12 protein-coding genes and 1 pseudogene are annotated in these 11,238 nt (G+C 69.0%); 8 read left to right on the forward strand and 5 right to left on the reverse strand.

What is annotated here, in order from left to right:
- Positions 1-287: 287 nt before the first annotated feature.
- From EF387_RS45890 to EF387_RS45905, 4 genes are all read right to left on the reverse strand, one after another.
- Complete coding sequence (locus EF387_RS45890; protein WP_128382505.1) at positions 288-1,109, reverse strand: Tn3 family transposase; 822 nt, start codon at positions 1,107-1,109, stop codon at positions 288-290.
- A 241-nt stretch (positions 1,110-1,350) separates the two neighbouring features.
- Positions 1,351-2,247: a hypothetical protein gene (locus EF387_RS45895; protein ID WP_128382506.1), complete on the reverse strand. Its 897-nt coding sequence runs from the start codon at positions 2,245-2,247 to the stop codon at positions 1,351-1,353.
- 77 nt (positions 2,248-2,324) lie between these two features.
- On the reverse strand, positions 2,325-2,591 hold the full coding sequence (locus EF387_RS45900; RefSeq protein ID WP_128382507.1) for a hypothetical protein: 267 nt from the start codon (positions 2,589-2,591) through the stop codon (positions 2,325-2,327).
- A gap of 193 nt (positions 2,592-2,784) precedes the next feature.
- A complete protein-coding gene (locus EF387_RS45905; RefSeq protein ID WP_128382508.1) occupies positions 2,785-4,062 on the reverse strand; it encodes an IS701 family transposase in 1,278 nt (425 codons plus the stop codon).
- A 126-nt stretch (positions 4,063-4,188) separates the two neighbouring features.
- Here EF387_RS45905 and EF387_RS45910 point away from each other — a divergent pair.
- Positions 4,189-4,297 (forward strand): annotated as a pseudogene (locus EF387_RS45910) (IS982 family transposase); the annotation flags it as partial.
- A 210-nt stretch (positions 4,298-4,507) separates the two neighbouring features.
- On the forward strand, positions 4,508-5,269 hold the full coding sequence (locus EF387_RS45920; RefSeq protein WP_128382509.1) for a hypothetical protein: 762 nt from the start codon (positions 4,508-4,510) through the stop codon (positions 5,267-5,269).
- Between the two features lie 134 nt (positions 5,270-5,403).
- Here the strand turns inward: EF387_RS45920 and EF387_RS45925 are convergent, their stop codons facing one another.
- A complete protein-coding gene (locus EF387_RS45925) occupies positions 5,404-5,646 on the reverse strand; it encodes a DUF6207 family protein (protein WP_238432095.1) in 243 nt (80 codons plus the stop codon).
- 98 nt (positions 5,647-5,744) lie between these two features.
- Here EF387_RS45925 and EF387_RS45930 point away from each other — a divergent pair, with 98 nt between their 5' ends.
- The 6 genes from EF387_RS45930 to EF387_RS49275 all read left to right on the forward strand — a co-directional run.
- Positions 5,745-6,104 carry a hypothetical protein gene (locus EF387_RS45930; protein ID WP_128382511.1) on the forward strand — a complete coding sequence of 120 codons (360 nt, stop codon included), beginning with the start codon at positions 5,745-5,747 and terminating at the stop codon, positions 6,102-6,104.
- A 102-nt stretch (positions 6,105-6,206) separates the two neighbouring features.
- A complete protein-coding gene (locus tag EF387_RS45935; protein ID WP_128382512.1) occupies positions 6,207-6,539 on the forward strand; it encodes a hypothetical protein in 333 nt (110 codons plus the stop codon).
- A 230-nt stretch (positions 6,540-6,769) separates the two neighbouring features.
- On the forward strand, positions 6,770-7,303 hold the full coding sequence (locus EF387_RS47010) for a hypothetical protein (RefSeq protein WP_155589852.1): 534 nt from the start codon (positions 6,770-6,772) through the stop codon (positions 7,301-7,303).
- A 346-nt stretch (positions 7,304-7,649) separates the two neighbouring features.
- A complete protein-coding gene (locus EF387_RS45945) occupies positions 7,650-8,399 on the forward strand; it encodes a hypothetical protein (protein ID WP_162467361.1) in 750 nt (249 codons plus the stop codon).
- Positions 8,400-8,528: 129 nt separating this feature from the next.
- A complete protein-coding gene (locus EF387_RS45955; protein WP_238432096.1) occupies positions 8,529-10,883 on the forward strand; it encodes a pentapeptide repeat-containing protein in 2,355 nt (784 codons plus the stop codon).
- Positions 10,884-11,032: 149 nt separating this feature from the next.
- The coding region (locus EF387_RS49275) for a hypothetical protein (RefSeq protein ID WP_238432097.1) at positions 11,033-11,238 on the forward strand (206 nt) is incomplete at its 3' end.

The raw sequence follows: 11,238 nt of genomic DNA on the forward strand, positions 1-11,238 counted from the left end.
CAATGAGCGCGCCACCGACCCGGGCCTGGCGATAAGCCTGGGGCGGCTCACTCACCGCCCTCGTCGCCGTCCTCGGACACGTTCGGGTCGCGCAGCGGGCGCAGGCCCTGGCCGGGCCCGCTCGCCTTGATGTTGAACAGGTAGCGCCCGAGGTGTACTGACCCGTCAGGTTGGGGACGCGATGAGCCAGGCCCCGCTACCGCGTGCGCACGCGGTCGGTGTGCTCCGGAAGGCCCAACGTCGAAGAGGGGCCGTCGAGGTCGGCTGTTCTCCGGGGCGCCGCACGATCACGCGGCCGGGACTTGGTCGTCGTCCAGCACGCTGAAGTCGACATCGAGGCGTGTGTCGTAGTCCTCCGGGGTGATGCCTATCTCGTGGGTCGAGTAGACGCCGAACCGGTTGACGCGCTTCGTCAGGTACGGCGAGATCTGGGCCAGGTCCAGCGGGTCGATCACTTCGCCCTCGGCCTGCAACTGCCGCACCACGTCCGCGATGTCCAGGGTGTTGTGGAAGATCAGCAGGTTGGCGAGCAGAGAGGTGAATTTCACGTCCTTCTCCTGCTCGACCGGGTCGTTGCGCGTCACGGTGCCGCGCTGGCCGAACCGCACCCAGTCGCTGAAGCCGTTGAATGCCTCGACCTTGTTGGTCGCGGCCGTCACCCTGCGGCGCAGCGGCGCGTCCGAGAGGAACCGGAGCAGTTGGACGGTACGGATCACCCGCCCGACCTCGCGGAAGGCGGTGTAGGTGGCGTTCTTGTGGGAGCCGGAGCGCAGCCGCTTGAGCAGCAGGGTGGAGGAGATGGCGCCCTCGCGGACCGAGACGGTCACCCGCATCAGGTCCTTGAAGTGGGTCGCGATCAGCTTCCAGTCGATCACGTTGCGGCCCGGCTCACCGAACAGGGCGTCGATGTGCTCGTAGGTGACGGACCGGGACGGGCGGAAGAACAGGCAGTCCTTCCAGTTGCGGATCCTGGGCATCAGATCGATCCCGAGCAGGTGGGCGAGCGCGAACACCGGATAGCTCTGGCCCTGGGTGTCGGCGTGGATCGTGCCCGGCTGCACCTCGGAGGCATTCTGCGGAGAACGGTGCTGGTTGGGGGTCCGCCAGATGGCGGACCCCCAACGACTCGCTCACCTACTCGGTCGGCGTGCTGCCCGGCTCACTGCAGCCAGGATCAGCCTCAGATGCCGGCTGATCGTCCCCGGCATCGTCGCGAACGTCGTTCCGCCGCTGCCGCCCCTCGATGATCTGGAGCGCGAGCGACCCAACGCTTGCGAGGGCAGAGATGGCGTTCAAAATGTCGTCGAGATTCAACCTCGGTCCTCAGGGTCGAGCAGGACCGGCCCGCCGCTACGCGGTCAGGCGCCCTCCACGCCCTCCGGCATGATGCAGCCGGCGGCGGCCCTGCACAGTGACTGCACGAGGGACCGCACAACCTGGCGCTCGCGGGACACGAGGTTCCGAGCGCAACAGCTCACCTGGTGAGCGGCACGGCCGGAGCTGCACGTCCAGTTCCGCGGCATACGACACCTGGACATCTGCTGCAGCCTCAATCCAGGCCACGAGCGCTTCCAGGAGCGTGTTCCACGCCGTTGGCTCGACACCGAGCAAGGCGAGAGCACGCAGACGATCAAGCGCCTGCGCTGCCTCGTCCAGAGAGCTTTCGCCAAGGCCAGCCCGGCTGACCAGGTCGCTGGGCGTCATCGAGCGGAGGTCGTCGAGGGAGATTTCGTCCAATGCGCCCACGACCCACAGCGGGATGCGGGCAGTCTTCAACGCACGCGCGATGCGGTGGTGGCTTTCCCCCCAAGCCTTCTGCCGGGCACGGAGTTCACTCATGACATCCGCGAGCCGCCAGAGTTGGACTACCCACTCCATCGGCATGCCGAGTGCCAGAGCCCGAACCGAGACCGCTTCGTCGGCTCTGCCCTCTTCGGCCAGTTTGTCTTGGATCACGACCAGGCGGTCAGCGTGAGTGCGGCACATTTCGGCGAACCGAGTGCCCTGGACGCACCTCGCCATGGACCGCAGCAACCGTGCCTGTTCCTGAGGAGCCCTATGGACCGGGTGCTTACTGAAGCTGTCAAAGCGGTCCCCGAAGTGGCCGTGCATGGCGGTGCACCTCGCCCGCCAGACGTCGTCGGCCACGCCTTCCGGCACCGCGGCCATGAGCCGGCTGGCCTCGGTCACCGAAAAGGACAGCGCGAGACCAGCTCTCAGCGCGAGATTGCCCCCGATCGGCTCCATGCTGACACTCTATCGGCTGTCGCTGACATGCCTTGCCTCAGCGGCGGGCCGCCCTCAGAAAGGGCGGCCCGCCGCGCCTACACGTCGTCGTCCAGCTCGCTGCCGGGCGGAAGCTGGGACAGCTGACCAGCTACCTCGATGAGTCGGTAGCGCCGTTGGCTTCGTTTGCCCGCGGCGTTACGCAGGACGAAGCTCTCCAGTGCAACATCAACCTCTTGGCCGAGGTGCTCTTTCACCACACCGACCAGGGACTCGTCGACGAACCCGTGGATCTCGGCACCCGCTGGGGTCTCGAAATAAAAGATCTGCCGTCGAGTCCGCAGGCCGTCGAGACGTCCCTGCATCCATCGGGCGTGACGCCCCGACCGTCGTATGCCGACCTGCGGAAACGACCCCAGGGGCCCGGGGATCCCCGGGCCGGAACGCCTGCCGGGCGGGGACGACGACTAGTAGGACTCCGTTAGGTCTGTCTTGATCTTGGTGTGGTTCTGCTGGGCAGGGGTTGGTGGCAGGTGGTGCAGATGCCGGTCCAGCAGTTCAGCAGGTCTTGGAGGGTGTCGAGGATCTGGTAGAGGGTGAGTCCGGTGTGTCGGCTTTTGGGGACAGCCGCTGTTCGGTGAGGAAGGCGTGGGCGGCGGTGACCAGGGTGGTGTGGTGGTGCCAGCCCGGCCAGGAGCGGCCTTCGAAGTGGTCCAGGCCCAGGCCGTGCTTGAGTTCTCGGTAGTCGTGCTCGATGCGCCAGCGGATCTTTGCCAGCCGGACCAGCTCCGGGATCGGTGTGTTGTCGGGCAGGTCGGACAGCCAGAAGCGGGTCGGTGCCTCCTCACCGTGGGGCCATTCGGCCAGCAGCCAAACCTGGGGCAGGACGCCGTCCCACTGGCCGTGCTCGGCCACCGCTGCCTGTTGGGCCAGCCGGCGCGGACGCACCCCGGCCGGCCGGACCCGCACCGCCAGGAAGCGAGAGGTCATCGGGCCGCGGGAGCCTTCCCGCCAGGTCACTTCCCCGAAGGCGTCCCGTCCGGCGGCCGCAGCGAGTTCCGCCACGGGCACGGGTGGCTGCCGGTAGCGGGGAAGCGGCGGGCGTCCGGTGCCGGACCAGGCTGGGGCGGCGGGGTGCGCGTCATGCGGCTGGACGGTCAGATCGCCACGGATGCCGACCACATAGGCGATCTCCCGCTCGGCCAGGGCGGTGCGGAAGTCGGCGTTCTGGCCGTAGCCGGCGTCGGCCACCACGACCGGCGGCACCAGTTGCCATGTGGCCAGTTCATCCAGGGCGTCCAGGGCCAGCCGCCATTTCTCCCGGTGGCCGACGCCTTCCGGGACGCCGGTCCGGTTGCGCCGGACGGTGTCCCTGGCCCACTCCCCGGGCAGGAACAGCCGCCAGTTCAGCGGGCAGGAGGCCGTGTCGGAGACCGCGTGCACGCTGACCGCGACCTGGCAGTTGGCCTGCTTGCCCAAAGCGCCGCAGTACTGGTGGGCGACACCGACCGACATTTTTCCGTCCTTGGGGAACGACACGTCGTCGACCGCCCAGGCGTCCGGGCCGATTCTCGGCACCATCCGCTCCGCGATCCGCCGGCGCACCGGCACCGGATCCCACGTGGACTGGTTCACGAACTGCTGCAGGTTCTGCTCATTGCCGTCCGGCAGCCGTGAGGCCATGGCCTGGATGGACTTGCGGCGGCCGTCCATCATCAGTCCCCGCAGGTAGCAGTCGCTTTTGGCCCGCTGGTCCTTGCGCGGTATCGAAGCGAACACATCCGCCACGAATAACGCCAACTCCGCCCGAACACGATTGACTTCATGTGCGTCCACACACTCCTCATGCCCCTGAACACGGCCAGCAGACAGACCTAACGGAGTCCTACTAGACGAGTCATTCCGAATGCTGACGGTGCGTTCGGGAACGCAGACAGGGCGTCCAAGATCGATCTGTGACGAAGTCACTCCCGGTTCTTCTGGGGGCTGCGGCTGTACCTGGTGTGCACCCCAACCGGCATGCCGATCCTGTGGGCCCTGGCGAACCCGAAGCTGGACGAGCGCGAGGTGCTGACGGCAATCCTGGACCGCGAGCCGGACGCGGTCACCGACCGGCCCGGCCTACCAGCCGATCCCCGGCGACCAGGCGCAGATTCTCGGCAAGGTCGTCGGCGTCCTGCGCGTGCTCTGAGCAACTCGGCCTGCAGCACCGCCGAGCGCGGTACGGACGGACCGATAGCCTGACCCCGAAGCGGCTGGGCATCCCGGGGGAGGAGTACGCATGGTCCGGGGCCAGTGGCCGGAAGCTATCGAACGCCTCGCAGTTCAGCTCAGCCATGCCGAGGCGGCCGACCGACGGGTGGAGGAGGCGAAGAGCGCCGGAAGCGGCCAACGCCCGAACCGGAACGACCTCGCGCCCGCCGAGTACCAGCGGCAGCTCCACGCGTACCTGCAGACTCCCCAGTACAAGGCGGCCGACCGCGAACTGCGAGTAGCTGTGGCCCTCAGCAAGGCACACGCCGCCGCCCTGCTGCGCTCGGCCCGCAAGGTGCTCGCCCGGTACGCGGACGGAAAGCAGGCACCCCGTCACCTGCCGCAGCCGCGCATCCTGCCCGGCGGCCACGTGCCGCAATGGTGGATGAACACCGTCAACGCCACGTACGCCGGCATTTGGCGAGCGATCCCGTCGGCAGGACCAGAGCTCCGGCTCGGTAGCCCGGACGACTCGCTGGTGCAGGAAGTCGCCAAGCAGGCACGTCTGCTGCAGGCCAGCCGCGTGGGCTACCGCAAGCGCGGCACCCTGTACGAGGCGTACATCCCCGACGGAACACCTTCCGCAGGACGCTCGGTGCCACCGATCCGCGGCCTGAGCCCGGAGGCGAGCCGCCGCGCCAACCTTCTCCTTGGCCGCGGCAGCGGCATGCGCGTCCAGCCGGGCCGCGACGAAGAGTTCGACCAGCTGCACACCGACTACTTCCCCGTCTGGGACCGATCCCGCGCCTACGCGGCCGCCGTCCTCGCCCTGCTTCGAGCCCGCACCTGAAGCCGCCCGTACGAACCGAAGTCGCCCTTCTCCCACGGTGACTTCACCCGCCTACCAGGCACGCCGCGGACGGGTGTGGCACCGTGGACGCAGGCGGGTCCGCCACTCCCCCCGTGGTGGCGGACCACGCCTTTCTACGTGGCCGTTCGCTCCGGCTCCGGAGGGGAGGCCTCCTCGAGGACCTGCCGCAGATCGGTGTACAACCGCAGCCGTACACCGGGCTGGCCGACGTCCCGGGTGGTGTGCTCGGCGGTCGAGGTGCCCCACAGGCGGGCGATCGCGGCCTGGAAAGCGAAGACGGTGGCATCATCACAGCCCGCCACATCAATGACGAGCAGGCCGGGCTCGGACAGGTGCGCTTCTCGGATCGGGTCCACGTCTGTCAGTACGTGTTCGTGGACGGCCGAGGTTCTGTTCAGACTCCGGATTCACCTGGCCGGGTGAGTTGTCAGTGGCGACGCCTACCGTTCCTTGCATGACCAGTTCGCCGAACTCCCCTGACAGGGCATGGGTGTTGGAGGCCACCGTCCGGACAGCGCCAGCCGCCGATCCTGAATGGCAGGAACAACTCGACAGGCTCCGCAAAATCGCCTCGTACGATCAGGAGACCCAGACGTGGCATGCCCGTCTCGGCGCGCTCGACCTGGCGGGCATGCAGATGCTGCAGACCCTCTTCGACGCCGCGCGCGTCCACGGCACCGAGGTGGGCCTCGCGCCCGTGGCGGTCCCGGCGTACTGGGACGGCCCCGTCTTCGTGAGGGAGCCGGACGTGGCCGCTTTCCTGGAGGCGCAGGCCGATCGTGGTCGGCCGCTCGGTCATCTGCCTCTGGCTTGAGGAGTCGCATTCGGGTATCGGACGGGGCTCGCTTGCCCATGCGCGGGAGCCTGCGCCAAGCCGAAAGCGTCAAGCGCGCTGGGCCTGTGGCACGACTGGACCATGCCGCCCCCCACCGGGAAGGACGACGAAGACGGCGGCGGGCACGGCGCCTTCGGTAGCGGGGCACCGGCCGGGATCGGTTCCTTCGCCCCGCCGCCGGTCCACAAGCCGAAGAAGAAGGCCACCGTCAAGGACAAGATCCTCGCCGTGGTCACCCACGAGATGACCGCCAAGGAGATCCGCGACCAGGTCGACGCGGCCGCCGGCACCATCCGCAACAACCTCGGCGACCTGGTCGCCGACGGCAAGCTCCGGCAGGTTGACCACGGCGTGTACGTGCCTGTCGGCAGTGCTGTTCGGTGCAATCGGTGTCACCTCGCTGTCTCCCGGTGACCGGGTGCCAGCCCTCGTTCCGGTGGAGGTGGCGCAGCCTTTTTCAGTGCCGTGGGCGGTGCGAAATCCATTTGCTGCGTCGGGGGCGCGGTGTACGGTCGTGCTCTGGCGGTTCCCGGCCGCCTCTGGGTCCGCGGGCAGAGCTGCAAGCTCACCGGTTGCACATGAAGATCACTGGCAGATCTTCCAGCCCGATGTCGCGGACCCGCGGGCGCCGAGGAAGGACTGCCTTGTCCGATCAGCCGCGCCATTTCCCCGACAGGCCCAGCCTCCGGTACCTGAAAATCGAGGCGAAACGTCGCCTCTCCGCAGGGGAGTTCGCAGCACTTCACGAAGCCCAGCTGGCCATTGCCCGCGAGCACGGGCTGCCGAGCTGGACCGCACTCAAGCAACGCATCGAGGCCGAAAACACGGCGAGCCACGCCCTGACGCATGTGCGGTGGGTGGTATCGCGCTTCGCGGCGGCCGGCACCCCGGGATGGACACCCCCCGACGAGGAGGAACTGCGCCGACACTTCGATGATCGTTACCTGAGCCTCGTGCCCCTGGACTGGGTCACCCACCTTTTCAGTACGGTGGCCGAGCGACTACGCGAGGGCCTCACTGAAGTGCAGGCCGAACCACAGTATCTTCGCGCGCGCCTCGCCGACCTGCGCATTGAGGCGGCGACCGAGGACGAACCGCCACACCGGCTGAGCAGTCTGCAGATGTATCCGGCGCGCGACATCGGTGCCGACAACCCCGAGCCGCCTACCTCTGGTTGAACCTGCAGTCACATGGGCCTGTCGATGAATTAGTGGGTCGTGTCGTGCTCGCTGGCCTGGGATGTCGCGTGCATGACGTAGCTGGCGAGGTCGCTGGGGTCGATCAGGCGGACAGGGATCGGCTCGGGGCGGTGGCCGTGGTTCTCGAGGAGGGGGCGGACCTGTCCGGCGCCTGAGCGGGACGCGGATCCAGGCAGCTACCCGGCCCGGTTCCCCGTGAAGAACCCCGTAAATGGTCGGCCCACGGCGGCAATCCGCAGGCAGAGCTATCCCTTTGGCTCCGTTGTCAGCTTGAGTTTCCTGAACTTTCGGTGGCGGCTTGGTCCGTGGTGGCAGGGTGTTGCAGGTGACGGGTGAGTGGTGGGGTACGTTCCGCCGGGAGCGGTGGGTGCCGGTGCCGGTGCGGGGGCGGCGGGCGGTGGGGCGGCTGGAGCAGGCCGAGCGGGAACGGGAGTGGGTTCTGGCCGCTGCCCGGGGTGAGAGGGTCTCGGTGCGGAAGGTCTCCGAGGCAGCGGGACTGTCACCGACCCGGGTGCATCAGCTCACCAAGGATGCTCACCTGGATGCGTCGGACGCCGCGCTCGGGCAGCTGCGCGCCGCTGGCCGGCCGGCCCCGGAGAATCCGGACAGCAGCGACGACGAGGAGCTGTCCGGCCGGGCGAGCACCGCCGAGCGCCCGCAGGCCGAAATCGGCTGGCTGCGGCAGTGCGCCGAGTGGCTCGATGGCCTGGAGACCAAGCCGTACCCGCCCGCCGCCAACCTGCACCCCGAGGGCGACTTCTCCGACACCTGCGCCATGCCGGTACGCCCGCCCAGGGTCGCGGCGATCCCGCGTCGTACCCCCTGCGGCATCGACGAACTGGTCCGCGCCCGGCGTGTGGAAGACCTGCAAGCCGCCCTGGTCGCCGACGACCGGTGCGCCGCGCGGCGCCGCGACTGGCCGAACCCGGCCTGGGCTACGCCGAGTTGTGCAACCTCACCGAAACGCTGTGGCGCTCTCCTCGGCAGGGAGACGAGGGGAGACCTTGCCTGGAGGGCGTACCGGGCCGAACGCCGACGGCGCGGCGAGACCGACGAGCCTCCCTACACGACGTAACAACCCGTTCCGCCAAGGCAGGCCCTGGCCTCGGGCAGCCAACGAAACCCTGCCACCCGTCGGCCGCTCTACGCCCGTCAAAAACTCTCCTTCAGCCCGTCACGAGCCGAGAGCCGGAGCCCCCAGGCCATGAGCACACCACAGAACCGCGCACCATCCGCGCCGCGCTGGCCGTACTGCGGACACGGCGCCGACGCCGCCACCGACCCCGTCGGCTGCCCCGGTATCCACGTCCCCGGCCACACCGCATGCCTGGCCCACCTGAACGACACCGACCGCGACGCATACCTCGCCACCCTGACCCCCGGCGCCCGCGTCGACCACCGCGGCACCCCCTTCACCGGAGAACTCCTGTCGTCCCTGCTCCTCGTCCTCCATGATCCAACCACCGGAAAACCCCACCTCGGCACCGCCGACTTCGCCGGGGCGAGGTTCTCCGACGCCGTCACCTTCGACGATGCGCAGTTCTCCGACACCGCCCGGTTCGCCGAGGCCGTGTTCTCCGACACCGCGCGGTTCGTCCGGGCTCGTTTCTCGGGCCCCGCCGATTTCGGCCGGGCTCGTTTCTCCGGCCCCGCCGAGTTCGGCCGAGCGCAGTTCTCCGCCGCTGCCGGGTTCGGCCGGGCGCAGTTCTTCAGCGCCGCCGAGTTCGGCTTGGCACAGTTCTCCCAGTGCTACGGGGCTGCCGGGTTCAAGGGGACGCAGTTCTCCGGCATCGCCCGGTTCGCCGGGACGCGTTTCTCCGGCTACGTCTACTTCGACCAGGCGCGGTTCTCCGGCAGCGCCGACTTCGACCAGGCGCGGTTCTCCGGCACCGCCCACTTCGACAAGGCGCAGTTCTCCGACAGCGCCCAGTTCAAGGAGGCGCAATTCTCCACCGCCCGGTTCCGCTGGGCGCAGTTCTCCGGCGCCACCGACTTCGATCGGGCGCGGTTCTCCGACAGCGCCGACTTCGACCAGGCGCGGTTCTCCGACGACGCCCGGTTCGGCTGGGCGCAGTTCTCCGGCACCGTCGATTTCGGCGATGCACAGTTCTCGGGGACAGCCGCGTTCGGCCGGGCGCAGTTCTCCGACAGCGCCCGGTTCGTCCGGGCTCGTTTCTCCGGTGCTGCCGACTTCAGCGGGGCGCGGTTCTCCGGCACCTGGTTCGGCGGGGCGCACTTCTCCGGCACCTCTCGGTTCCGCGAGGCGGTGTTCTCCGGCGACGTCGACTTCGGCCTGGCGCGGTTCTCCGACACCGCTCGGTTCGATCGGGCGCGGTTCTCCGACACCACCGAGTTCGGCGGGGCGCAGTTCTCCGGCACCGCCCGGTTCACCGGAGCGCAGTTCTCGGTGATGTCGCGCTTCGGACCAGTGGTGTGTGATGGGGCGGTGGATCTGTCCGATGCGCTGTTCAAGGCGCCGGTGACGCTGCAGATCGCAGCGCGTGAGGTGCGCTGCGAGCGGACTCGGTGGGAGTCGACGGCGACCCTGCGCCTGCGCTACGCGTCCGTGGACCTCAGTTACGCGGTGCTGTGCTGCCCCGTGTCGGTCACCACCCATCCCGACCCCTTCACCACAACTCACACCGTCAAGCCCGCGGAAGTGGCGGAGAGCCCGCTGTCGGGCCACCCGCACGGCGTGCGCGTGCTCTCGGTGCGCGGGGTGGACGCCGCACGCCTGACGCTTGCCGACACCGACCTGGGCGACTGCGTGTTCTCCGGTGCCTTCCGCCTCGACCGGCTCCGCCTCGAAGGCCGCTGCACCTTCGCTCCCACCCCCACCGGCCTCCACCGCCGCCACCGCATATGGCTCAGCCGGTGGAGCCGTCGGCGCGTCCTGGCCGAGGAACACCACTGGCGCGCGCAGACCGCCGGCCAACCCGTCCTGCTTCCGGACCAGGCCCCCTCGCCCCGCCGCTGGCGCGCCGGACCTCATCACCCGGACCCCGACCCCACCCCCGGCCCGGCGGAGGTGGCCGCGGTCTACCGGCAGCTACGCAAAGCGTTCGAGAGCGGCAGGAACGAGCCCGGCGCCGCCGACTTCTACTACGGCGAGTGCGAGATGCGCCGCCACGACCGCGCCGACACCCCGTGGAGCGAGCGTGGGTTGCTGTGGGCGTACTGGCTGATCTCCGGTTACGGCCTGCGCGCCTCCCGCGCCCTGGGATGGCTGCTCGCCGCCATGGTTGGGACCGTGTTGCTCCTCATGGGCTGGGGCCTGCCCATCCACGACCCTGCCCCCGCCACCCGCGACGCCCTCTCCCGCGGGAAGACCGCATTTGACTCAACCCCCGAAGCCGTCCTCACCGGAGGCTGGGATGAGCGCATGACCTGGACACGTGCGGAGAAGGCCAACCGTGTCGCGGTGAACGCCGTGGTCTTCCGGTCCTCCGGCGAAAACCTCACCACCGCCGGCACCTACATCGAGAGGGCCTCCCGCCTCCTGGAACCCACGCTCCTCGCCCTGGCCGTCCTCGCCGTACGCGGACGCATCAAACGCTGAAAGCGCCGGTCTTCGCAGCCTGGGGGCGGGGCCAGGGGGCGTCGATGAATTAGTGGGTTGATTTGCCTTCGCGGTTGTGCGGCTGTCGCGTACATGACGTAGTTGGCGAGGTTGCTGGGGTCGATCAGGCGGGCGGGGATCGGTTCCGGGTGGTGGCCCAGGTCTTCCAGGTGGGGTCGGACCTGCTTGATGAGGGCTCTCATCTGGTTCTCTCCGACGCGGAACAGGTAAGCGGTGCGGGACAGGCCGCGCTGGTCGAGGACGGCGGCCCAGATGACGTTCTCCGTGGTCATCTTGCGGTGCCGGGGCCGCTGCTCGGGCGGGAGAGTGTTGAGGCGTTCGCGGACGTTGGCGG

It is taken from the genome of Streptomyces cavernae, from assembly GCF_004023625.1.
Lineage (GTDB): Bacteria > Actinomycetota > Actinomycetes > Streptomycetales > Streptomycetaceae > Streptomyces > Streptomyces cavernae.

What these genes read in the sequence shown, in the direction of transcription:
- EF387_RS45955 (WP_238432096.1), top strand. Translation starts at nt 8,529, where the DNA reads ATGAGCACACCACAGAACCGCGCACCATCCGCGCCGCGCTGGCCGTAC.
- EF387_RS45895 (WP_128382506.1), bottom strand. Translation starts at nt 2,247, where the DNA reads ATGGAGCCGATCGGGGGCAATCTCGCGCTGAGAGCTGGTCTCGCGCTG.
- EF387_RS45920 (WP_128382509.1), top strand. Translation starts at nt 4,508, where the DNA reads ATGGTCCGGGGCCAGTGGCCGGAAGCTATCGAACGCCTCGCAGTTCAG.
- EF387_RS45900 (WP_128382507.1), bottom strand. Translation starts at nt 2,591, where the DNA reads ATGCAGGGACGTCTCGACGGCCTGCGGACTCGACGGCAGATCTTTTAT.
- EF387_RS45935 (WP_128382512.1), top strand. Translation starts at nt 6,207, where the DNA reads ATGCCGCCCCCCACCGGGAAGGACGACGAAGACGGCGGCGGGCACGGC.
- EF387_RS45930 (WP_128382511.1), top strand. Translation starts at nt 5,745, where the DNA reads ATGACCAGTTCGCCGAACTCCCCTGACAGGGCATGGGTGTTGGAGGCC.